Below are 22,183 nucleotides of genomic sequence, written 5' to 3' on the forward strand. Positions count from 1 at the left end.
ATGGAGGAACTGTCCGCCGCGGAACGGGACACGGGCACGGTGATCGCCACCCGCGCCCTCACCAAGCGCTTCCGCGGCGGGCAGCTCGCCGTGGACGGGCTCGACCTCACCGTCCCGGAGGGCAGCGTCTTCGGGTTCCTCGGGCCCAACGGCTCAGGTAAAACCACCACCATCCGAATGCTGATGGGCCTGATCGAGCCGACTTCCGGCTCGGCACAGGTCCTCGGCCGTGCCATGCCCCGCTCCACCCGGGACGTGCTCCCGCACGTGGGCGCGCTCATCGAGGGCCCGGCGCTCTACGGCTTCCTGTCCGGCCGCGACAACCTCCTGCGGTACGACGCGGCGGACCCGACCGCCGACCCGCGCACCCGCCGGACGCGTGTCGCCGCCGCCCTGGACCGTGTGGGCCTCACGGCCGCGGCGGGCAAGAAGGCAAGGGCGTACTCGCTCGGCATGAAGCAGCGGCTGGGGCTCGCGGCCGCGTTGCTGCAGCCGAGGCGGCTGCTCGTGCTCGACGAGCCGACCAACGGCCTCGACCCGCAGGGCATGCGGGAAATACGCGCGCTCGTGAGGGAGTTGGCGTCGGACGGCGCCACTGTCTTTCTCTCCTCGCATCTCTTGGACGAGATCGAGCAGGTGTGCACCCATGCGGCCGTGATGGCCCGGGGCCGGCTGATCACCCAGGGCCCGGTAGCCGAACTCGCGGCGGGTGCGCGCGGCCGTCTCGTCGTGACGACCCCGGACCCGGGTGACGCGGCCCGCGTACTGAAGGAGCAGGGCGTGTCGGACGTCGTCGTCACGGACGACCGGGTGACGGGCGAGCCGCCGGACGCGGACCGGGACCTCTCGGAGGTGAACGCGGCGCTGGTAGCGGCCGGTGTGCGGGTCCGCGGCTTCGGCCTCGAACGCGCTTCGCTGGAGGACGCGTTCGTGGCGCTGACCGGGGAGGGCTTCGATGTCGCAGGCTGACGAGACCGCCGTACTCGCTACGCGAAGCGCGCCGGCCGCGCCGCCCGCACCCGCCGTACGACGGCTGTGGACCCTGGGCCTGTTCCGCAGCGAGCTGACGACCACGTTCCGCCGCTGGCGCACTCTGGCGCTGCTCGGGGTGCTCGCGGGGGTGCCCGTGCTCGTCGGCATCGCCGTGAAGATCGAGACGAGCGACGGCGGCGTCGGTCGAGGCGGGGGCGGGGGCGGAGCCGGCCCGGCGTTCATCGCGCAGATCACCAACAACGGCCTGTTCCTGGTCTTCACCTCGCTGGCGGCGACCCTGCCCTTCTTCCTGCCGATGGCGATCGGCGTCATCGCGGGCGACGCGATAGCCGGCGAGGCGAACGCGGGCACCCTGCGGTATCTGCTGGTGGCCCCGGCGGGCCGTACGCGACTGCTGCTCACCAAGTACGCGACCACGATGGCGTTCTGCCTCGTGGCGACCCTCGTCGTGGCGGTGTCCGCACTGACCGTGGGCGCGCTGCTGTTCCCGCTCGGCGAGCTCACCACGATCTCCGGCACACGCATCGGCATGGGCGAGGGGCTGTTGCGCGCGCTGCTGATCGCACTGGTCGTCGCCGCGTCCCTGACCGGTGTCGCGGCGCTCGGCCTCTTCGTCTCGACGCTGACCAACAGCGGGATCGCGGCGATGGCGACGACCGTGGGCCTGCTGATCACGGTCCAGATCCTCGACCAGATACCGCAACTGCACGCAATCCAGCCGTACTTCTTCTCCCACTACTGGCTGTCGTTCGCCGACCTGATGCGCGAGCCGGTCTACTGGGACGACCTGACACGCAACCTCGGGATACAGGCCGTTTACGCGGCCGTGTTCGGCTCGGCGGCCTGGGCGAGGTTCACGGCAAAGGACATCACGGCATAGCGGACCGCTGGGCGGCCTCGTGGGGATGGGACCGCTAGTGCTCTGACCAGAAACGATCACCGGGTTGCTGTCGCGTCGAAGGCTGTGCGATCTCCCCGAGTCTGAGCGCCGGGCCGTCTCGCTGGAGATTGAGTGCCTGGTTGGGCCGGGTCCCTTGTGTGTCGGTGGCTCATCCGAGGGCGCGAGAATGGGCGCCATGATGGAGAAGCGTGAATGGACGTACGACGGTACGGAGCTGGCTTGGCTCCGGGACCGGCTTGGCCGCCCAGAGGCCGGGCCTGGGCACGTGGTGTCCGAGCTCGTTCCGAGCGGGTACCAGGCATACGTGCGGATCTTTCACCGCTTCGAGGCTACGGACGGGTCGGGCCGTAGCCGGACGTGGCAAGCGTGGGCCAAGGACACGGCCGTCCCATTCCATGCCGAGCTGTCCCACTGGTGGCTGCGGGACGAAGACCGCAGTCCGGGACGCTCGCTGTGGCAGGCCGAAGATGGGGCTCTCGACGACAGCAGCCGACGGGCGCTGGCTCGCGTGCTTGCCGGGGTATCCGGCGACCAGGCCGCCTACTTCGCCTACGATCTCGCGGCCCTGCTCTGGGGCGAGGACGAACCGCTCATTCGTCGCGCTTCTCTGGCCGACCTGGAGACCGTGAGGGAAGCGGTGAGGGACGTGGTGGGGGACAGCGGCCCGGAGTTTTGGTGGCCGCAGGATCGCAGCTGGGTGGTCACTACCGACTACGATCTGCTGTCGACCTACGTTGGATGCTCGGCGGAGACCGCTGAGCGACTCCTGGGTGACGATGAGCTCGAAACTCTGCCGGTCACCCTTCAGACCCGCGTCGACTGGGAAACCAACCCGCCACAACACCCGTGACCACACCGATCAAGATCCAGTGAGGTTACGCACCCTTCGAGGTGACAGGACAGTTGCGCTGTCATACGGCGAGTGGTCGTCCGCCCCAGCGGATGCCCTTGATCAGCTGGGCGAACTGGTTCAGCTAGCGGGCGGATCAGTTGGCATCGCAGCCGATGCCGTCTCCGCCCCGGTCAAGGCGGTGCGGGTCATCGGGGCCGACCCAGACGGCGAACGGCCCTGAGACGGTGAGGCTAGCGGGACCTTTCTTCAGCAGGTACCTTGTTATGCATGGTACTTCCGGGTGGAGCACGTGCTGGAGTGAGTCAACTCCGTCGGGGGATCCTGCAGTTCTGCGTCTTGGCGCTGCTGCGTGACGGCGAGAGGTATGCCTTTGAACTGGTGCGGGAACTGTGCGACGCCCACGGACTCGTGACCAGTGAAGGCACCATTTATCCGCTGCTCTCACGGCTGCGGAAGGAGGGGTGGGTCAACACGGTCTGGAAGGAATCTGACTCAGGTCCTCCACGCCGCTACTACACGCTTACCGCGACGGGGCGACGAGCGCTGGATGAGTTCGCTGGTGAGTGGGGGCCGTTCAAAACCGCCGTTGACAACCTCCTGGACAGTGAGGAGAGCCACGAGTGACCTCGAGGCGCAATCAGCTCATCGACGAGTACCTGCACCGCTTCGACAATGCATCTGTATTCCTCCCCGCTGACCGACGCGAGGAGCTCAAGCAGGAGATCGTTGAGCACATAGATGCCGGCCTGGAAGAAGCAGACGCCCGGCACGCCGAAGCAGTCCGCACCGTCCTGGAACGACTAGGGCCTCCTGCGGACATCGTGGCTGCTGAAGTGAGTGGCCCAAGGTCCACTGGTTCCACGCCGGTAGTCAAACCGATCGCTCCTACCACCGATGTGAAGGACGGACACAAGGCTGACCGTCACGAACAGCTACGACAGGACGACGTTGCTGCGTCTCTTGCCTCTTCGCCGCCTTCACGAAGAAGGACGATGCTCCTGATCGGGGCAGCAGCGACAGCACTTGTCGTCGGCGCGATGGCCTTCGGCATCAGCACGTCCAACGACGATCAAGGGCAGCCACCCGCACAGCCACCCGCCTACGAGGGGCCGACCATCACTCCCTCCGAAAGCGAAGGGCCCGGCAGCACGTCGCCAAGCGAGTGGCCTACGGATGCCAGCGACAAGCCCACCGCGCCGCCCTCCGACGGGCTCTCCGAGGTCCCGGACGATCCCACGGCCTCGACTTCCTGACGATCACGCTCCGGCGGCCTGTCCAGGATCACGTAGATCGGGGCGCCGTCCGGACGCGCCGCGCGGATCGACTTGAGCGCCGCCCAGGTGGGGCCGGTGCCTTTGCGGCGCCGGTTGACGCCCCACAGGGTGTCGTCGCCGACCGAGTAGCAGCCGTGGAAGTAGGTGACGCCGTGGGTGCGGTGGAAGGTTGCCGGCAGCCGGTCCGGCTGTCCCTGCTCAGCCCAGCAGGACCCGGCGGTCGGGCGGATGCCGAGCGGCCCGAACTCGTCAAAGGCGACGGTCCGTTTGGGGCGCTCGGTCAGCGCGTACTCGATCCGGTCCAGTTTGGCGTCGAAGTCCGGGTCGGTGGACTCCTTCCACGTCTTGGTCCGTTGGAACGTGATCCCGCGGCGGACCAGCAGGCTGCGCAGGGCCTCGCGCCCGATGCGTATCGGATGGGCGACGTTACGCCTCAGATGGTCGGCGAGTTTCCGGATCGACCAGCGAGTGAAGGGCTTGCCGAGCTTGGTCGGGCGGGTGGTGGCGGTCTGGATGACGAACTCCTCGTCATCGGCGTCAAGCAGGCGGGGACGGCCTCCCGCCCACCGAGGGTCCAGGCAGGCCAGCCCGATCTCGTTGAAGCTGTGGATCACGTCACGGACGGTGTCCTCGTCCGCCTGCACGAGCCTGGCGATCACCGGGACGCTGTTCCCGCCTGCCGAGGCCAACAGCATCATTGCCCTGCGGAACCGCACCGTGCTGGCGCTGCCCCGCCGCACGATCTGCTGCAGCTTCTGTCCCTCCTGCTTGGTCAGCCTGCGAACCCTGACCAGCTCTGCCATCCCGCCTCCGCCGATCGGACGTGTCGTCACATCCAACCGGCGCGAGGCCAGTCAGCACCAACCCGGTGATCATTTCCGGTCACAGCACTAGGCGGCCTCGTAGGGATGCGGACCGCTATGCGGCCTCATGGGGATAGCGGGCCAGTGGCGGTTCCTGAGCGAAGAACGTCTTGGCCCGCGCCAGCGCCTTCTCGTCGTTCAGTACGTCGCCGGGCTTGCTGCCGTTGCCCAGCAGCACCCCGCCGAAACGCATGCCCAGGTACGCGGCCGAGTTGTTCAGGGTGCCGATGAGCGGGTCCGCCACTTCCTGCTCCTCCTCGGCCAGTGCCGTCACGCCCCACAGCGTCCTCCCGGCCATCCGGGCCCTGAAGTCGAGGCCGGACATGCGAAGCCAGCCCGACCAGTGGTCGAGGTAGCGCTTCGTATGGGCCGAGACGGAGTACCAGTACAGCGGGGATGCGATGACGATGTCGGTGGCTTCGAGGGTCGCGTCGAGCAGCAGTTCCACGTTGTCGCCGGTGGGCCGGACGTGGTCGCTGTAGTGCCGCAGATCCTCGAAGTCGGGGAGGGGGTGCTCCGCGAGGTGCAGCCAGCGCTGCCGCACGTCACCGGGCAGCTGTTCGGCGGCCTTGCGGGCCAGGATCTCGGTGTTTCCTGAGCTTCGGCTGCTGCCCAGCACGAAAAGGAAGACGCGGCTGCTCACGGTAGGTACCCCCAGTTACTCGCCATACGCGATATGCACGCGCATGCAGTATATGCACGCGCATGCAGTTGTGTCTGCTCATCCCGTCAGCGGCTCGACGGGCGCGTGGCCGTCAGCAGCTCGGTGGACGCCCGGCAGATCAGTGGACGCAGAACTGTTGCCCTCCAGGTCCTGCATGATCACCCACTCGCCCTTGACCCGGATCAGCGCGGCCGCGCCCAGCGCTTCCAGCTGTGCGACCTCGGCGTCGCGCTGCCCGGCCGCGGAGTGGACGTCGATGTGGAGGCGGTTCTTGACGGTCTTCGGTTCCGGTACGCGCTGGCAGAGGATCCGGCGCCCGAGCCCGAGCCCGAGCCCGAGCCCGGTCCCGGTTTCCTCCTCGTACGGGTCGTCCGGGTGCCGTACCGCCATGAGGTCCCGCCAGGCGCGCCGGCCGCGGAACTCGAGTATGAGGGATTCCGGGACGGCTCCGAAGCTGAGGAGCCGTTCGATCAGGGCGCTGTTGTCCTCGACCTCTACCACAACATGGGACGTGACTCGATCATGGCTGTTGCTCAGGACAGTGATAGGCAGATCCGGGCCAGCTCCGGCGGCTGTGGCCTGGCCTTACCGAGGTCGCGAGTGGCCCGGATCTGCCAATCCCGCGATGGCTCCACCACACAACTTTGAGGACCCGCTAGACACGCCCTTTGAGCGGCCCGCTACCTGCACGTCCAAGACCATGGAAATACCTCGCGCAGCCCGTGCTGGTGACCGTGACTCACCGCGTCACACCAAAGCCGCTGCTGCCGGAAACCGCATCGCTCAGGCCTTCGCCGATCCGTCGCATGGCGGTCAGCACGAGGTCGCGCGGGTCCCGGCCGTTCTCGGGCCAGTTGGCCACAACCGCGTAGGCGAAGCTCCCCTCCGGCCCGTCGACGAACCCCACATCCGCACGCACGCCAGCGTCCGTGCCGGTCTTGTTGCGCAGGAGGAGTCCGCGGTCGCTCTCGACATGCGACAGCGGGTCGAGCCCGAACGCTGACGCAACCATCGAAAGATCGGTATCCGTGGCCAACCATCGGCTCATCCTGTCCGACGTGCCAGGAGAGAGGAGCTCCCGTCGGCTCACCAGGCTCATGAACTGTGACAGTTCGCCGGCGGATCCAATCGACAGGCCCGGAGGATGCTCCGACCCTCGTTGGTCCCGGACACGGTCGAGGAGCGCGGTGTTAGTGAGCCCCAAGTCTTTGGCGAGCTGCTTGACCTGGTCCAGGCCGATTCGTTCCAGGAGCACGTTGGTAGCCAAGTTGTCGCTCACGCTTGCCACGAGGACCGCCAGGTCGTCGACGGGCAGGCTGTCTTGCGTCAGGTGTTGAAGTGCCGCCAAGGGCGGCCCGATTTCAAAGCCGGAGGGCTTTTCGACCCGGCAGTTACCGGCATGGATGCGCCGTTCGCTGATTTATATCGCATCTTGTGGTTCTTTGAGCGAGCCGAGATGAACATTCGGTTCAAGCTGGTGGACCCGGAAGTTTTCTTCGAAGCTGCGGGGTTCCATTGCTGGTGGTGGGGGCAGCTTCTCCGGAATGTGCATGGGCCGAAGGCCGTAGCTGCGCCACACCAATTAGCTCCGCAAGCGGCCGAATGGGCAAAGAGCGCCGGTGTGTATACGGGCTGGCTCGCCCACTGTCCGACCGATTTCAACGGAGGCCCCGCGGTTGAGTTCGACACCACGGAACCCCCAGGAGGTTCCGCGTAAACTGAAACCCGCAGGCGTGGAAACTGGGCGATCATGAGAGTCGAGTGAGGGTGAGACGAGGAAACTGGACTAGAGACCTAATTTCCTGCCGGATCCAGGTTGATGCGGCGAGGCGCCGGGTATACGGGTGGCGGCATCCGTAGATCTTCTCTCGTCGCTTGAAACGTGGATGGCGGAGCCCCACATTTCTCGCTTCAGTGGCCGGGAGTGTGGGACTCCTGCTGTTTCAGAGGGCTTACGGCTGGCGCCGCAGGCTGGCTCTCAGCGCCTTGCTCAACGTCCTTGCGGAATCGCTGGTCATTGGCAGTCGTTCCCCGCGCAGTTCTGCGACCTTCACGGCATCGGCTACGGCGTGAGCCAAGTACCGGACAGCGACGCGGAGTTCGGCGAGGGAGGCGTAGGGGTCCGCTGCCAGCGCTGTTGCTCGCTCCGCGTCCTCCTGCGCAGTGAGCAGCATGCCTTCTTCCATGGCGTCGGCGATGCCGTTGACGATGCCGTCCCCGGGCGTCACGTACGCGTGTCCGCCGTTCTCGGCGCCCCAGGGAAGCCGTCGCAGATGGTTGATCATGCCGACACCGCCGGGATGTAGTCCTGGCCCATCGTGGCCAGCACAAGAGCCCGTCGCCGCTCCCTCTGGCGCTGCCTTTCCTCATGGCGTTCAAGGTGGACCAGGTAGGGCCGGACGAGCGGCAGGCCGTCAGCGTTGATCACGTCAGCGGGACGTACGGATCGGAGTGTGGGAAGCGCGTGGGGGACGTGTTGGGCTGGCTGTGTGGGCGCAGCACGGTGCTTGCCTCGGGCGGGGAGGAAGAGGGTCAGGATCCATTCGAGTAGGGTTCGCATTCGTCGGCACGCTCCGTTCGTGTCGGCCATGCCCCGGGGGTGTTCCCGCACCCGCCGGGGTCTTTCCGTAGGTGCATGGTAGCGACTTGTATCGATACGTATCTAGACGTATCTCAAAGTGCCGACTCGAAGGAGTACACCTAGCTTTCGAGCTATGGCCATTGATCCTGATGCGGAGATTGATCACGGCGCTCCACTGACGCCGTACCGGCAGCTTGCTGAGATCTTGCGTGCGCGCATTCAGCGCGGGGACTGGGCGCCGGGGAGGGCGATCGCGTCGGAAACGCAGCTCGTACAGCAATACGGGCTGGCCCGGTCAACGGTGCGTCGCGCCATCGCCGTGCTCGTCGATGAGGGGCTTGTGTTCACCGTGCCCCAGCGTGGGACCTACGTGACGCTGTCCTCTGAGGGGCGCTCAGAGGACTCGTAGCCGCTGGTCAGCCCGGCGACGGGGAGCGTCGGCGCGCGGCGCGGCGGCCGTCAGGCCGTCCGCTCCCGCGCCGGAGCCGATTCCGCGGTGCGCGGCGAAGTCGCGCCACGCAGCGCCTCCGCCTCCACCCGTGACCTGTGGGTGGTCCGCAGCGCATCCCAGGTCAGCATGGCGAGTGCCAGCCACACCAGGGCGAAGCCCGCCCACCGCTCGGGCGGCATGGCCTCGTGGAAGTAGAAGATGCCCAGCAGGAACTGGAAGACCGGCGCCAGATACTGCAGCAGCCCCAGCGTGGACAGCGGCACCCGGATCGCCGCCGCACCGAAGCACACCAGGGGAGCGGCCGTCACGATGCCCGTGGCCGCAAGGAGCGCCGCGTGCCCCGCGCCCTCGGCACCGAACGTGGACCGGCCCTGCGAGCCGAGCCACAGCAGATAGGCGAGCGCGGGCAGGAACTGGATCGCGGTCTCGGCGGCCAGCGACTCGAGTCCGCCGAGGTTGACCTTCTTCTTCACCAGGCCGTACGTCGCGAACGAGAAGGCGAGCACGAGCGAGATCCACGGCGGCCGGCCGTAGCCGACCGTGAGCACCACGACCGCCGCGAAGGCGATGCCGACGGCGGCCCATTGGACGGGCCGCAGACGCTCCTTCAGCAGTAGGACGCCCATGGCGATGGTGACCAGCGGATTGATGAAGTAGCCGAGTGAGGTCTCGACGACGTGGCCGGCGTTCACGGCCCAGATGTAGACGCCCCAGTTGACGGTGATGACGGTCGCGGCGACCGCGATGAGCCCCAGTTTGCGCGGCTGCCGGATCAGCTCGCCGGCCCAGGCCCAGCGCCGCATCACCAGCAGCGCGACGCCCACGACGCCGAGCGACCACACCATGCGGTGCGCGAGGATCTCGCCGGCCGCTGCGGGCTTGAGGAGGGGCCAGAAGAGAGGGACGAGCCCCCAGGCGCCGTATGCCGCGAAGCCGTTCAGCAGACCTATCCGCTGCTCACTCTTCGGCTTCACGGGACCCCTCCTCCAGGCACGGCAACTCCACGAAGGTAACGCCGAAAACCCCGCCTGTCATGCCCGTATCGCAATACGGTCATGACAGGCGGGGAGTCCCCGAGGAGGCGGGGTCGTGGGGCCCGGGGGCCGGGGGCTCAGCCCTTGAGCGCGGCGGCGATCGCGTCCGCGATCGGCGTGGTCGGGCGGCCGGTCAGCCGGGACAGGTCGCCGCTGGTGACGGCCAGCTCGCCCTTCTCGATGGACGTGTCGACGCCCGCCAGGATCGCGGCGAGGGGCTCGGGCAGTCCGGCGCCGGTCAGGATGCCGACAAGGGCCTCGGCGGGAACGGCGTTGTAGACGATCTCCTTGCCGGTCTGCTTGCTCAGCTCGGCGGCGTACTCGGCGAAGCTCCACGCGGTGTCGCCGCTCAGCTCGTACGTCTTGTTCTCGTGGCCCTCGCCGGTCAGCACGGCGACGGCGGCGGCCGCGTAGTCCGCGCGCGCGGCGGAGGCGACCTTGCCCTCACCGGCGGCGGCGACCACTGCGTTGTGCTCAAGGACGGGGGCGAGCTGCTCGGTGTAGTTCTCGTTGTACCAACCGTTGCGCAGCAGGACATACGGCACACCGGAGTCGAGGATCGCCTGCTCGGTGCCCCGGTGGTCGTCGGCCAGTGCGGCCGTCAGGCTGCCGGAGGCGCTGGTGTACGCGAAGAGCGCGACGCCGGCCGCCTTGGCGGCGTCGAGGACGACCTTGTGCTGGCCGACGCGGCCCTTGTCGAACTCGTTGCCCGAGATGAGCAGCACCTTGTCCCCGGCGGAGAAGAGCCCGTCGAAGGTCTCGGGGGCGTTGTAGTCGGCGATCGCGATCTTCACGCCACGGGCCGCGAAGCCGGCACCCTTCTCCTCGCTGCGGACGACGGCGGTGATCTGGTCGGCCGGGACCTTCTCCAGCAGCCCCTCGATGACGAAACGGCCGAGGTGTCCGGTGGCTCCGGTGACGATGATGCTCATGACTGACAACTCCTGTAAGTGCGGTATGCGACTCTTTCGATCTGACACTCACCCTAGGAGATGCACTAACTCTTCGAAAGTACCCACTTTGAAGTAAGGTACTGGCATGGCCGTAAGCGATGCAGCAGGCAGCAAGACGACAGCCGGCAAGTGGGACCTCGGCGCCGAGGCGATGTGCCCGTACCGCCTCGTCCTGGAGCACGTCACCAGCCGCTGGGGCGTTCTCGTTCTGATCGAGCTCCTCGAGCGCTCGTACCGCTTCAGTGAGCTGCGTCGCGCCATCGGCCGCGTCAGCGAGAAGATGCTCACGCAGACCCTGCAGACGCTGGAACGCGACGGCCTCGTCCACCGGGACGCGAAGCCGGTCATTCCCCCGCGCGTCGACTACTCCCTCACCGACCTGGGCCGCGAGGCCGCCGAGCAGGTCCGGGCACTGGCCCTGTGGACGCACGAGCGGATGGACGACGTGACGAAGGCCCGCCAGGCATACGACGAGGCGCGGGCCTGAAGCCGGGCGTACGACACGGAGAGGCCCGGACCTGAAGCGTCAGGGCTTCGGGTCCGGGCCTCATGCCTTGTGTGGCCTGGGTGCCGGCGGTCAGCCGACCACCGTCCAGGTGTCGCCGCCGGCGAACAGCGCGCTCAGGTCGCCCTTGCCGTTCTGCTCGATGGCGGTGTCCAGCTGTTCGGCCATCTGCGTGTCGTAGACCGGCCGGTCCACGGACCGGAAGACGCCGATCGGGGTGTTGTGCAGGGTGTCCGGGTCGGCGAGCCGGGACAGCGCGAACGCCGTCGTCGGCGAGGCGGAGTGCGCGTCGTGGACCAGGATCTGCGACTCGTTCTCGGGCGTGACCGCGACGACCTTCAGATCGCCGGTGGCCGCGTCCCGTACGACACCCTTGGCGTTGTCGCGGCCGAAGCGGATCTGCTGCCCGTGCTCCAGGCGGATCACCGCCTCCTCGGCCTGCTGCTTGTCCTTGAGGGCGTCGAAGGCGCCGTCGTTGAAGATGTTGCAGTTCTGGTAGATCTCCACCAGCGCCGTGCCCGGGTGGGCGGCCGCCTCGCGCAGCACGCTCGTGAGGTGCTGGCGGTCGGAGTCCACCGTGCGCGCCACGAACGATGCCTCCGCGCCGATCGCCAGCGACACCGGGTTGAAGGGCGCGTCAAGCGAGCCCATCGGCGTCGACTTGGTGATCTTGCCGACCTCGGAGGTGGGCGAGTACTGGCCCTTGGTCAGGCCATAGATCCGGTTGTTGAACAGCAGGATCTTGAGGTTGACGTTGCGGCGCAGCGCGTGGATCAGGTGGTTTCCGCCGATGGACAGCGCGTCGCCGTCACCCGTGACCACCCACACCGACAGGTCGCGGCGGGATGAGGCGAGGCCGGTGGCGATGGCCGGGGCGCGGCCGTGGATGGAGTGCATCCCGTACGTGTTCATGTAGTACGGGAAGCGCGAGGAACAGCCGATGCCCGAGACGAAGACGATGTTCTCCTTCGCCAGGCCGAGCTCGGGCATGAAGCCCTGCACGGCGGCGAGGATCGCGTAGTCACCGCAACCGGGGCACCAGCGCACTTCCTGATCGGACTTGAAGTCCTTCATGGACTGCTTGGCCTCGGCCTTCGGCACCAGCGAAAGCGCTTCGATGGTCCCTCCGGTGGTGGTCTCAGGCATCGATGGCCTCCTTGAGAGCCGTGGCGAGCTGCTCCGCCTTGAACGGCATTCCGTTGACCTGGTTGTGCGAGTGGGCGTCGACCAGGTACTTCGCCCGGATCAGGGTGGCGAGCTGACCGAGGTTCATCTCGGGGATCACCACCTTGTCGTAACGCTTCAGGACCTCGCCCAGATTCCCCGGGAACGGGTTGAGGTGGCGCAGATGGGCCTGGGCGATGCTCTCGCCCGCCTTGCGCAGCCGGCGCACGGCGGCCGTGATCGGCCCGTACGTCGAACCCCAGCCCAGGACCAGCAGCTTTGCGTCCCCGGTCGGGTCGTCGACCTCGATGTCGGGCACCTCGATGCCGTCGATCTTGGCCTGGCGGGTGCGGACCATGAAGTCGTGGTTGGCCGGGTCGTACGAGATGTTGCCCGTGCCGTCCTGCTTCTCGATGCCGCCGATGCGGTGCTCCAGGCCCGGCGTGCCCGGCACCGCCCACGGACGGGCCAGGGTCTGCGGGTCGCGCTTGTACGGCCAGAAGGCCTCGGTGCCGTCGTCCAGCGTGTGGTTCGGGCCCTGCGCGAACTGGACCTGCAGGTCGGGCAGCTCGTCGAGCTCCGGGATGCGCCAGGGCTCGGAGCCGTTGGCCAGATAGCCGTCGGAGAGCAGGAACACCGGCGTGCGGTAGGTCAGCGCGATCCGGGCCGCCTCCAGGGCCGCGTCGAAGCAGTCGGCCGGGGTCTGGGGGGCGACCACCGGGACCGGCGCCTCGCCGTTGCGGCCGTACATCGCCTGCAGCAGGTCCGCCTGCTCGGTCTTGGTCGGCAGACCGGTGCTCGGGCCGCCGCGCTGGATGTCGACGATCAGCAGCGGCAGCTCGAGCGAGACCGCCAGACCGATCGTCTCCGACTTCAGCGCCACACCCGGACCGGACGTCGTGGTCACCGCCAGCGAACCGCCGAAGGCCGCACCCAGCGCGGCACCGATGCCCGCGATCTCGTCCTCGGCCTGGAAGGTGCGCACGCCGAAGTTCTTGTGCTTGCTCAGCTCGTGCAGGATGTCCGATGCCGGCGTGATCGGGTACGAACCGAGGTACAGCGGCAGGTCCGCCTGACGAGACGCGGCGACCAGCCCGTAGGACAGCGCCAGGTTCCCGGAGATGTTGCGGTACGTGCCGGTCGGGAAGGCCTTCGTGGCCGGGGCGACCTCGTAGGAGACCGCGAAGTCCTCGGTCGTCTCGCCGAAGTTCCAGCCCGCGCGGAACGCGGCGATGTTCGCCTCGGCGATGTCCGGCTTCTTGGCGAACTTGGACCGCAGGAACTTCTCGGTGCCCTCGGTCGGGCGGTGGTACATCCAGCTCAGCAGGCCCAGGGCGAACATGTTCTTGCTTCGCCCTGCGTCCTTGCGCGAAAGATCGAACTCCTTCAGCGCCTCCACCGTCAGCGTCGTCAGCGGCACCGGGTGCACGCTGTAGCCGTCCAGCGAGCCGTCCTCCAGCGGGGACGTCTCGTAGCCGACCTTCTGCATCGCGCGCTTGGTGAACTCGTCCGTGTTGACGATGATCTCCGCGCCGCGCGGCACATCCCCGATGTTCGCCTTCAGCGCGGCAGGGTTCATCGCCACCAGCACGTTGGGCGCGTCGCCCGGCGTGAGGATGTCGTGGTCGGCGAAGTGCAGCTGGAACGACGACACACCCGGCAGGGTGCCTGCGGGGGCGCGGATCTCGGCGGGGAAGTTCGGCAGCGTCGAGAGGTCGTTGCCGAAGGATGCCGTCTCCGAGGTGAAGCGGTCGCCGGTGAGCTGCATACCGTCGCCCGAGTCGCCCGCGAAGCGGATGATCACGCGGTCGAGACGGCGTACTTCCTTGTCGCCCGTCGCCCCCGCCTCGGACAGCGGCGTGCGCTGCCCGCCGACGACGGTCCCGTCGGCCTGCTCGGCTGGGCTACTGACCTGGCTGGTCACTGAACTGGACCTCCCTCGAGGCGGCTCTTACGAGGCGGCCGGCCGACCGGCCTCCCCATAGCCCACCCTACGTCGGTAAGGGTGTCCTTCCCTGGACCGTTCGCATGGTGGACGCACTTTTGAGATGATCCGATGTCCTGGTTTGGCATGTTCTGCTGGCCCCTGACCCTTCCCTTAGGCGACGACGACCGCTCATCCTTTGGTTCTAGGGCTCACGCCTGGTGCGCCTTGCCGGTGCCTTGCTGTGGGTCGCGTGCGCCTTGCTTTTGCCTGGCATACGCCTTGCTTTTCGCCCCGTCGCATGCCGTGACTGACATTTGACAGAGTGTCAGTTCGCTACGAGTTCAGATAGGTAAGAACCGCCAGTACACGCCGGTGATCCCCGTCACTCTGGGAGAGACCGAGCTTCAGGAAGATATTGCTGACGTGCTTCTCGACCGCGCCGTCGCTGACCACGAGCTGCCTGGCGATCGCCGAGTTCGTCCGCCCCTCGGCCATCAGGCCCAGGACCTCCCGCTCACGCGGTGTGAGTCCGGCGAGCACGTCCTGTTTGCGGCTGCGGCCCAGCAGCTGCGCCACGACCTCCGGGTCGAGCGCCGTACCGCCCTCGGCCACCCGCACCACGGCGTCCACGAACTCGCGCACCTCTGCCACCCGGTCCTTCAGCAGATAACCGACGCCGCGGCTGGAGCCCGCGAGCAGCTCCGTCGCGTACCGCTCCTCCACGTACTGCGACAGCACCAGCACGCCGAGTCCCGGGTGGAGCTTGCGCAGCTGCACCGCGGCCCGTACGCCCTCGTCCGTGTGCGTCGGCGGCATCCGCACATCGGCGACCACCACGTCGGGCAGCGAGCCCTCCGCGGCGAGATCGGTGATGGTCTTGATCAGCGCTTCCGCGTCGCCCACGCCCGCGACGACCTCGTGCCCGCGGTCGGTCAGCAACCGGGTCAGGCCCTCCCTGAGCAGCACTGAATCCTCGGCGATGACCACCCGCACCCTGTCCTCCACGATTCCTCGGCCCCCCATAGCCTCTCCCGGCTCGCCCTGGCGCGGTCCCTGCTCGGCTCCGCTGGTACGACTCTGGTCGTACGACCTCGTGGGGCCGTACGACCAGGGACCAGCATTCCAGCATTCGGGATGTACAGGGCCTGAGGCACGGGAATCGGGGGTCTGACTCCGGTGCGGTCTGCCCTGCGGGCGGGGCGGGAGGCTCAGCCGCGCCAGGGCAGCTCGGCCGTCACGCGGGTCGGGCCGCCCGGCGGTGAGTCGACGACGAGGATGCCGTCGACGGCGTCCAGTCGCTCGGCGAGTCCCGCCAGGCCGGAGCCCTTGGTCACGTCAGCGCCGCCCGTGCCGTTGTCCGTGACCTGCAGCAGCAGGCGGTTCTCGACGCGCCATACGTCGACGGTGGCCCGGGTCGCCTGCGTGTGCTTGCTGATGTTCTGCAGCAGCTCGGAGACCGTGAAGTAGGCGATGCCCTCGATCGCGGGTGCCGGGCGGGACGGCAGGTCCACGTCGACCTGCACCGGGACCGTGCAGCGGGAGGCCACCGAGGACAGGGCCGCGTCGAGGCCGCGGTCGGTGAGGACGGCCGGGTGGATGCCGCGCGCCAGATCGCGCAGCTCCTGAAGCGCCGTCTTCACCTCGCCGTGCGCCTCGTCCACCATGCGGGCCGCGGCCTGAGGGTCCTCCGCCAGCTTCTCCTTGGCGAGCCCCAGATCCATGGCGAGGTTCACCAGGCGGGCCTGCGCGCCGTCGTGCAGATCGCGCTCGATGCGGCGGAGGTCGGCCGCCGCCGTGTCGACCACGGCCCCGCGGTCCGACTCGAGCTCCACCACCCGCGTGGCCAGCCGCGACGGCCCGAGCAGACCCGACACCAGCAGCCGGTCCACGGTGGTCAGGGCCCGCAGGATCCACGGCGTGGCCAGCGTGATCAGCAGCCCGACCGCCGCCGTCACGGTGATCTCGAACGGGTTGTCCAGATAGACGTTGTGGGTGCCGTCGCCGTAGAGCTGGAGGCCGCCGACGCCCACGTACACCGGGAAGACCCACTGCCACAGCGGGTACGTCAGCATCGCCCAGCCGTACGTCCAGAAGGACACCGCCACCGAGAAGGCGAACACGGCCCACGGGAAGTGCACGATCGCGTACACGACATGCCGCCAGGAGGTGCCGCTCCTCATGAGCCCGATCCCCCAGGACAGCGGGGTGCGCTTCACCGGCCGTACCGGCTCCGGGTCCGCCACGTCGAGGCGCAGCAGCGCCCTGGCCCGGGTCCGCTCCAGCGCGCCGAGGCCGCGGCAGCCCGCCAGTGCCGCGGCGAGCACGGGGATGCCGAGGAAGGTGATCAGCAGGCCCGCGCCGAGCGACAGCATCGTGACGGCGAAGGTGAACATCAGGATGCTGACCGGCAGGCTCAGCATCAGATAGCCGAACTCGCGCCAGGTGCGTCCCTCGAACGGCGCGCGCAGCCCGGCCGGCAGAAGGTGCCGCCGCGCCGGTTCCTCGTCGCCCGCCCCGCCGAACCCGGGCCGGTCGAGCCGCCCGTACCCCTGTCCGTACTCCGTGGCCATCGCTGTCGCCCGTCCGTTTCTGCTCGGTGTCCCGCCACATGGCTGCTCAGGTGGCTGTCGTCGTACGTCAACAGTGCTGCCGGCTGAGCCCGCGAACCATGGAGCGGGTCGGCGTCTTGGGGCGGGGGTTTTCCCTACCTCAAGGCTTCTTGGGCACCGAACCTCAAGGCTTCTTCGGTGCCGAACCTCAAGGCCTCTTGGGTGCCCAGTCGTCGTCCGTCCGGTCCCGCCAGGGCAGTTCGGCCGTGATCGTCGTCGGCCCGCCCGCGGGGGAGTCGATCACGAAGAGCCCGTCGACCGCGCCGAGCCGCTCGGCGAGCCCCGCCATCCCCGTACCGCCCTCCAGGTGCGCACCGCCGCGCCCGTCGTCCCGTACCTGGATCAGCAGCCGCTGGTCCGCGCGCCACACGTCCACGGACGTGGAGCGCGCACCGCTGTGCTTGCTGACGTTCTGCAGCAGCTCGGAGACCGTGAAGTACGCGATGCCCTCGATGGCGGCCGCCGGGCGCTCGTCCAGGTCGGCGGTCACCTGCACCGGCACGGTGCATCGCGACGCAACCGAGGAGAGGGCCGCGTCGAGGCCGCGGTCGGTGAGGACGGCCGGGTGGATGCCGCGCGCCAGATCGCGCAGCTCCTGCAGGGCGAGCTTCACCTCGCCGTGCGCCTCCTCGACCATCGCCGCCGCCGCGTCGGGGTCCTCCAGGAGCTTCTCCTTGGCGAGACCGAGACCCATGGCGAGGTTCACCAGGCGGGCCTGCGCACCGTCGTGCAGATCGCGCTCGATACGGCGCAGGTCGGCCGCGGCCGTGTCGACCACGACCCCCCGGTCCGACTCCAGCTCGGCGATCCGCCGCTCCAGCTCGTCGGAGGGCGACAGCAGCCCGCGCACCATGGCCCGGTCGGCGTTGGTGAGCCCGCGCGCGATGAACGGCAGGACCGGCCACAGGACGAACAGCGACGCAAACGTGACCGTGAAGGTCAGCACGCCCCACGGCAGCCGTATGAACTCGTAGAGGACCGTGCGCCAGCCCACCGGGTCCTTCAGGGCCAGCCACAGCTGTGCTAAGAAGCCGCCGCGCCCGCGCAGCGGGAGCGGGCTGGGCTCGTCAACCCGCACCCCGAGCAGCGCCCTGGCCCGCGCCCGCTCCAGCTTGCCGAGCTGCCGCGCCCCCATCAGCCCGGCCGCGAGCAGCGGAAAACCGATCACCGTCACGGTCAGCCAGGCCCCGGTGAAGAGGACCGTCATCACGTACGTGAAGCCCAGCAGCGACACCGGCAGGTTGGCGAGGAGATGCGCGATCTCCTTCCACGTCTGCCGGTCGAAGGCGAAGCGGGCGGGCGGCAGCCGCTCCTCGCTGCGCTCGGCGCCGTCATCCGGGGCGGCTGCGGCGGCGGTACTGGTGCTGGTCCCTGCGGTCATGGCCGCCAGCGTGCCCGGTTGTGCGCCATTGCGCCATGAGGACCTCCGCCGCGGTTAACTGGGGATAACCCCACCTCGTGCGGGCCGCCGCGGGGGATCCGCCGACTGCACGCATGACGGGCCGCTTACCGTTTCTTTAGCAGGCCCTAGACTCCCGTGCGTACAGATCGTCGAACACGGCCCACCACGGGGCGCAACGAAACGCCCGTCACCGGGCGAAACCAAGCCGCCCGGCACCGGGCGCAATGAGGGAACGAGGGGCGGACGTGCCGGAACCGACCGTTCTCGCGGCAGGCCACGTCGCTGCGGGCGACGTCGCGGGGGTTCACGTCGCCGTGGGCGACCTCGCAGCCGACTATGCAGCCGACTATTTCGAGGCGTACTCCGTCGTCGGGCTCCTCGCCGTCATCGGCGTGCTCTTCGTCGCCGTCGCCTTCGGCGCCGGACGGCTGCTGCGACCCGTCGTCCCCACGCCCGAGAAGCTGCTGACGTACGAATGCGGTGTCGACCCGGTCGGTGAGGGCTGGGCGCACACCCAGGTCCGCTACTACGTGTACGCCTTCCTCTACGTGATCTTCGCCGTGGACTCGATCTTCCTTTTCCCCTGGGCAACGGTGTTCGCCGCGCCCGGTTACGGAGCGACGACGCTGGTGGAGATGTTCATCTTCCTCGGCTTCCTCGCCGTAGGCCTGCTGTACGCATACAAGAAGGGCGTCCTGACATGGGCGTGACCCAGCGCGACGCGGACGCGCCCCGGAACGTGGATGCGACCGGGAACGTGGACGCGACCCGGAACATGGACACGACCGGGCCCGAGCCCGTGCTGCTTCCCGAGCCCGCGCTGCTTCCCGAGCCGAAGCGGCTGGGGGCGCTGGCACGGCTCGCCCCCGAGCCGATGAAGGTGATCCTCAACTGGGGTCGCCGCTACAGCCTGTGGGTCTTCAACTTCGGGCTCGCCTGCTGCGCGATCGAGTTCATCGCCGCGTCCATGGCCCGGCACGACTTCATCCGGCTCGGCGTGATCCCGTTCGCGCCCGGCCCGCGCCAGGCGGACCTGATGGTCGTGTCCGGGACCGTGACGGACAAGATGGCCCCGGCCGTGAAGCGGCTCTACGAGCAGATGCCCGAGCCGAAGTACGTCATCTCGTTCGGGGCGTGCAGCAACTGCGGCGGCCCGTACTGGGACTCGTACTCCGTGACGAAGGGCGTCGACCAGATCATCCCGGTGGACGTGTACGTGCCCGGGTGCCCGCCGCGTCCGGAGGCGCTGCTCCAGGGCATCCTCAAGCTCCAGGAGAAGATCGCGCGGGAGTCGCTGGGGGAGCGGTACGGCTCGGGTGAGGGGGCCGGTGCGAGGGCCGGTGCGGGGCGGCCTTCGGCCGCGGCGCTGCAGAGCGGACTGGTGCAGCCGCCTGTTCAGCCGTCTGCTAAGTCGTCTGCTCAGTCGTCAGTCGTTCCGCCGTCTGTTCCGGGGGAGGCGTCCGAGTGACCGGTTGGCTCACCGCTCCCGTCGAGGAACTCTTCGGTGCGGACGCGACAGCCGAGGAGTCGTACGACGTGCTGACCGTCGACGTGCCCTCGTCCTCCTGGACGACGGCCCTCGAGACCGCGCGTTCGGTGCTGGGCTGCACCTATTTCGACTGGCTGAGCGCCGTGGACGAGCCGGGTACGGGCTTCCGCGTCTCCGCACACGTGGTGGCGCTGGCGCCGGTACGCCGCCTCCTCGTCCGAACGACCGTTCCACACGACGCGCCCGTACTGCCGTCCGCGGTCGGCGTCTACGCGGGCGCGGCTTGGCATGAACGCGAGACCCACGAGATGTTCGGCGTGACTTTCGAGGGCCACCCGGGGCTGGCACCTCTCCTTCTCCCGGATGGTTTCGAAGGGCACCCGCTGCGCAAGGACTTCGTCCTCGCGGCGCGGGTGGCCAAGGCCTGGCCGGGCGCCAAGGAGCCGGGGGAGTCGGAGCACGGCGGCCCCAAGCGCCGCCAGATGCTGCCGCCCGGCGTGCCCGACCCCAACGAGTGGGGCCCGTTGAAGGGCCAGCTTCCCGCGGCCCCGGCCCGTCCGGCGCGCGGCGCGGCCCGCGCCGTGGGCGACCGCCCGGTTCGCCGTACTCGTACGGCGAGCGAGGGGTCGGCGAGCCAGGCGGGGGCGGGGGCCGCCGGCGAGGCGGGCGCCGGCGGCGCTGGCCAGGCGGGCGCGGGCGCTGCCGGCCAGGCGGGCGCGGGAGCGGCGGCTGCGGGCGCGGCATCCCCGGCTGCGGGAACGGCATCCCCGGCTGCCGGTGCGGCGTCCCCGGCTGCCGGTGCGGAGTCGGCGGCTGGGTCGGCGGGGGTGGCGACGCCGCGGCGGTCGCGGAGCGCGAGCCAGGGTTCGGCGAGCCAGCGGGCTGCGGCTGCGCGGGAGGGCGCGGGGGCTGAGGGCGCGGAGGCCGCGGCATCCCCGGCTGCCGGTGCGGAGTCGGCGGCTGGGTCGGCGGGGGTGGCGACGCCGCGGCGGTCGCGGAGCGCGAGCCAGGGTTCGGCGAGTCAACGCGCGGAGGCTGCGGAGGCTGCGAGGGCTGGGGGAGCGCAGGCCGCCGCGGCAGCGGCCGAGACCACTGGTGCCCCGGAGAGCCCGACCACGTCCGTACCCGCGGAAGCACCCGGTGCGCCCTCCCCTGCTGACGCCCCCACGCGCGGGGGGACGTCCCGTCCTCCCCGTAGCGCCGACGCCCCCTGGCACCATGCACGACCGGCCTTCAACGAGTCGGAGCCCGGGGCCACAGCTTCGGAGCGCCCGGCAGCGGAGCGCTCGGCCTCGGAGCCCCTGCCAGCGGAGCCCCCGGCAGTGGAGCACGAGCCCCCGGCACCGGAGCCGTCGGCATCGGAGGGCGCCGAGCCCAACGAGAACACCGGCTCACCCGGCCCGAGCCAGAACCCCAAGTCCCCGGACAAGCCTGCGGAGAAGCCGCAGTCCCGAGACGAGCCCGCCGAGAAGCTGCAGGCCCGCGACGAGCCCGCCGAGAACCCTCAGTCCCCAAACGCCCCGACCGACAACCCAGGAGGCCCGCAGTGAACGACGCGCTGGACGTCGCCCTGCGACTCCTCGTCGTCTTCGTCGTCTTCCTCACGCTGCCCCTGATCATCGGGCAGACCGAGCACAAGGTGATGGCGCACATGCAGGGCCGCCTCGGCCCCATGTACGCAGGTGGTTTCCACGGCTGGGCCCAGCTGGTCGCCGACGGTGTGAAGTTCGCGCAGAAGGAAGACGTCGTACCGGCCGGCGCCGACCGCCGTATCTTCCAGCTTGCTCCCGCCGTCGCCCTCCTCCCCTACCTCCTCGTCCTGGTCGCCATCCCGATCGGTCCGAGCGAGAGCGCCGTCGGCCAGATCGTCGACGCGGGCATCTTCTTCGTACTCGCCGTCATGGGCGTCGGCGTACTCGGCTCGCTCATGGCCGGGTGGGCCTCCGCCAACAAGTTCTCCCTCCTCGGCGGTCTCCGCACCGCCGCGCAGCTCCTCGCGTACGAGCTGCCGATGCTGCTCACCGCCGCCTCGGTGGCGATGGCGGCCGGCACCGTCTCGCTCCCGGGCATCGTCAACGCCTTCGAGTGGTGGTGGCTGCCCTGGCAGATCGTGGGCGCCATCGTCTTCTTCGTCGCGGGCCTCGCCGAACTCCAGCGCCCGCCATTCGACATGCCGGTCGCCGACTCGGAGATCATCTTCGGTGCCTACACCGAGTACACGGGCCTCCGTTTCGCTCTGTTCCTGCTCGCCGAGTACGCCGGCATCGTCGTCCTCTGCGGCCTCACCACCGTCCTGTTCCTGGGCGGCTGGCACGGCCCGTGGGGCGCCGACGGGCTCGGCTGGGTCTGGACCTTCCTCAAGACGGCCGTGCTCGCCTTCATCGTGATCTGGCTGCGCGTGACCTACCCGCGGCTGCGCGAGGACCAGCTCCAGAAGCTCTCCTGGACCCTCCTCGTCCCGCTCTCCCTCGCCCAGATCGCCCTCACCGGCGTCGTCAAGGTGGTGATCCAGTAACCGTG

Annotated in this window: 22 protein-coding genes and 2 pseudogenes; 11 read left to right on the forward strand and 13 right to left on the reverse strand. The window is 69.1% G+C overall.

The window, feature by feature from the left end:
* The 5 genes from H1D24_RS20100 to H1D24_RS44395 all read left to right on the forward strand — a co-directional run bounded on the left by H1D24_RS20100 (position 1) and on the right by H1D24_RS44395 (position 4,000).
* A complete protein-coding gene (locus H1D24_RS20100) occupies positions 1 to 969 on the forward strand; it encodes an ABC transporter ATP-binding protein (RefSeq protein ID WP_181659029.1) in 969 nt (322 codons plus the stop codon).
* Positions 956 to 1,873 (forward strand): ABC transporter permease, encoded by a 918-nt coding sequence (locus H1D24_RS20105; protein ID WP_181659030.1) that lies wholly within the window; start codon positions 956 to 958, stop codon positions 1,871 to 1,873. Before H1D24_RS20100 ends, H1D24_RS20105 begins: the two co-directional genes overlap by 14 nt.
* Positions 1,874 to 2,069: 196 nt before the next feature.
* Positions 2,070 to 2,744, forward strand: a complete 675-nt coding sequence (locus tag H1D24_RS20110; protein ID WP_181659031.1) for a hypothetical protein — start codon at positions 2,070 to 2,072, stop codon at positions 2,742 to 2,744.
* 270 nt (positions 2,745 to 3,014) lie between these two features.
* Complete coding sequence (locus H1D24_RS20115; RefSeq protein WP_181659032.1) at positions 3,015 to 3,371, forward strand: PadR family transcriptional regulator; 357 nt, start codon at positions 3,015 to 3,017, stop codon at positions 3,369 to 3,371.
* The gene (locus tag H1D24_RS44395) at positions 3,368 to 4,000 is read left to right on the forward strand and encodes an HAAS signaling domain-containing protein (RefSeq protein ID WP_445194921.1); all 633 of its coding nucleotides are present in this window, start codon (positions 3,368 to 3,370) and stop codon (positions 3,998 to 4,000) included. Before H1D24_RS20115 ends, H1D24_RS44395 begins: the two co-directional genes overlap by 4 nt.
* A gap of 20 nt (positions 4,001 to 4,020) precedes the next feature.
* Here H1D24_RS44395 and H1D24_RS20120 read toward each other — a convergent pair.
* The 6 genes and pseudogenes from H1D24_RS20120 to H1D24_RS42515 all read right to left on the reverse strand — a co-directional run.
* Positions 4,021 to 4,824, reverse strand: a pseudogene (locus tag H1D24_RS20120) (IS630 family transposase); the annotation flags it as partial.
* 115 nt (positions 4,825 to 4,939) lie between these two features.
* On the reverse strand, positions 4,940 to 5,527 hold the full coding sequence (locus tag H1D24_RS20125; RefSeq protein WP_181659033.1) for a flavodoxin family protein: 588 nt from the start codon (positions 5,525 to 5,527) through the stop codon (positions 4,940 to 4,942).
* A gap of 139 nt (positions 5,528 to 5,666) precedes the next feature.
* Positions 5,667 to 6,043 (reverse strand): annotated as a pseudogene (locus H1D24_RS20130) (VOC family protein); the annotation flags it as partial.
* Positions 6,044 to 6,287: 244 nt separating this feature from the next.
* Positions 6,288 to 6,896 carry a serine hydrolase gene (locus H1D24_RS20135; protein WP_181659034.1) on the reverse strand — a complete coding sequence of 203 codons (609 nt, stop codon included), beginning with the start codon at positions 6,894 to 6,896 and terminating at the stop codon, positions 6,288 to 6,290.
* Between the two features lie 604 nt (positions 6,897 to 7,500).
* Positions 7,501 to 7,833: a hypothetical protein gene (locus H1D24_RS20140; protein WP_181659035.1), complete on the reverse strand. Its 333-nt coding sequence runs from the start codon at positions 7,831 to 7,833 to the stop codon at positions 7,501 to 7,503.
* Positions 7,830 to 7,976: a hypothetical protein gene (locus H1D24_RS42515; RefSeq protein ID WP_258564223.1), complete on the reverse strand. Its 147-nt coding sequence runs from the start codon at positions 7,974 to 7,976 to the stop codon at positions 7,830 to 7,832. The genes H1D24_RS20140 and H1D24_RS42515 overlap by 4 nt, the downstream gene beginning before the upstream one ends.
* Positions 7,977 to 8,262: 286 nt before the next feature.
* On the opposite strand from H1D24_RS42515, the gene H1D24_RS20150 reads away from it, so the two are divergent.
* Positions 8,263 to 8,538 (forward strand): GntR family transcriptional regulator, encoded by a 276-nt coding sequence (locus H1D24_RS20150; protein ID WP_181659037.1) that lies wholly within the window; start codon positions 8,263 to 8,265, stop codon positions 8,536 to 8,538.
* Between the two features lie 50 nt (positions 8,539 to 8,588).
* On the opposite strand, the gene rarD is transcribed toward H1D24_RS20150, so the two are convergent.
* Positions 8,589 to 9,554 (reverse strand): EamA family transporter RarD, encoded by a 966-nt coding sequence (rarD, locus tag H1D24_RS20155; protein WP_181659038.1) that lies wholly within the window; start codon positions 9,552 to 9,554, stop codon positions 8,589 to 8,591.
* A gap of 137 nt (positions 9,555 to 9,691) precedes the next feature.
* Entirely contained in the window at positions 9,692 to 10,546 is an 855-nt protein-coding gene (locus tag H1D24_RS20160; RefSeq protein WP_181659039.1) for an SDR family oxidoreductase, read from the reverse strand.
* A 106-nt stretch (positions 10,547 to 10,652) separates the two neighbouring features.
* On the opposite strand from H1D24_RS20160, the gene H1D24_RS20165 reads away from it, so the two are divergent.
* A complete protein-coding gene (locus tag H1D24_RS20165; protein WP_181659040.1) occupies positions 10,653 to 11,054 on the forward strand; it encodes a winged helix-turn-helix transcriptional regulator in 402 nt (133 codons plus the stop codon).
* 90 nt (positions 11,055 to 11,144) lie between these two features.
* Here the strand turns inward: H1D24_RS20165 and H1D24_RS20170 are convergent, their stop codons facing one another.
* The 5 genes from H1D24_RS20170 to H1D24_RS20190 all read right to left on the reverse strand — a co-directional run bounded on the left by H1D24_RS20170 (position 11,145) and on the right by H1D24_RS20190 (position 18,153).
* Positions 11,145 to 12,218: a 2-oxoacid:ferredoxin oxidoreductase subunit beta gene (locus H1D24_RS20170; RefSeq protein ID WP_181659041.1), complete on the reverse strand. Its 1,074-nt coding sequence runs from the start codon at positions 12,216 to 12,218 to the stop codon at positions 11,145 to 11,147.
* On the reverse strand, positions 12,211 to 14,160 hold the full coding sequence (locus H1D24_RS20175; protein ID WP_181659042.1) for a 2-oxoacid:acceptor oxidoreductase subunit alpha: 1,950 nt from the start codon (positions 14,158 to 14,160) through the stop codon (positions 12,211 to 12,213). Before H1D24_RS20175 ends, H1D24_RS20170 begins: the two co-directional genes overlap by 8 nt.
* Before the next feature lie 336 nt (positions 14,161 to 14,496).
* Complete coding sequence (locus H1D24_RS20180) at positions 14,497 to 15,186, reverse strand: response regulator transcription factor (RefSeq protein ID WP_220136973.1); 690 nt, start codon at positions 15,184 to 15,186, stop codon at positions 14,497 to 14,499.
* A 185-nt stretch (positions 15,187 to 15,371) separates the two neighbouring features.
* A complete protein-coding gene (locus H1D24_RS20185; protein ID WP_181659043.1) occupies positions 15,372 to 16,733 on the reverse strand; it encodes a sensor histidine kinase in 1,362 nt (453 codons plus the stop codon).
* 187 nt (positions 16,734 to 16,920) lie between these two features.
* Positions 16,921 to 18,153: a sensor histidine kinase gene (locus tag H1D24_RS20190; protein ID WP_181659044.1), complete on the reverse strand. Its 1,233-nt coding sequence runs from the start codon at positions 18,151 to 18,153 to the stop codon at positions 16,921 to 16,923.
* A gap of 266 nt (positions 18,154 to 18,419) precedes the next feature.
* Here H1D24_RS20190 and H1D24_RS20195 point away from each other — a divergent pair, with 266 nt between their 5' ends.
* The 4 genes from H1D24_RS20195 to H1D24_RS20210 all read left to right on the forward strand — a co-directional run bounded on the left by H1D24_RS20195 (position 18,420) and on the right by H1D24_RS20210 (position 22,178).
* Entirely contained in the window at positions 18,420 to 18,884 is a 465-nt protein-coding gene (locus H1D24_RS20195) for an NADH-quinone oxidoreductase subunit A (RefSeq protein WP_374064264.1), read from the forward strand.
* A 65-nt stretch (positions 18,885 to 18,949) separates the two neighbouring features.
* Positions 18,950 to 19,642: an NADH-quinone oxidoreductase subunit B gene (locus H1D24_RS20200; RefSeq protein ID WP_181659190.1), complete on the forward strand. Its 693-nt coding sequence runs from the start codon at positions 18,950 to 18,952 to the stop codon at positions 19,640 to 19,642.
* Positions 19,639 to 21,213 (forward strand): NADH-quinone oxidoreductase subunit C, encoded by a 1,575-nt coding sequence (locus H1D24_RS20205; protein WP_181659045.1) that lies wholly within the window; start codon positions 19,639 to 19,641, stop codon positions 21,211 to 21,213. Before H1D24_RS20200 ends, H1D24_RS20205 begins: the two co-directional genes overlap by 4 nt.
* Positions 21,210 to 22,178 (forward strand): complex I subunit 1/NuoH family protein, encoded by a 969-nt coding sequence (locus H1D24_RS20210; RefSeq protein ID WP_181659046.1) that lies wholly within the window; start codon positions 21,210 to 21,212, stop codon positions 22,176 to 22,178. The genes H1D24_RS20205 and H1D24_RS20210 overlap by 4 nt, the downstream gene beginning before the upstream one ends.
* Positions 22,179 to 22,183: the final 5 nt, after the last annotated feature.

Origin of the sequence: Streptomyces himalayensis subsp. himalayensis (assembly GCF_013778455.1) — a bacterium.
Classification (GTDB): Bacteria; Actinomycetota; Actinomycetes; order Streptomycetales; family Streptomycetaceae; genus Streptomyces; species Streptomyces himalayensis.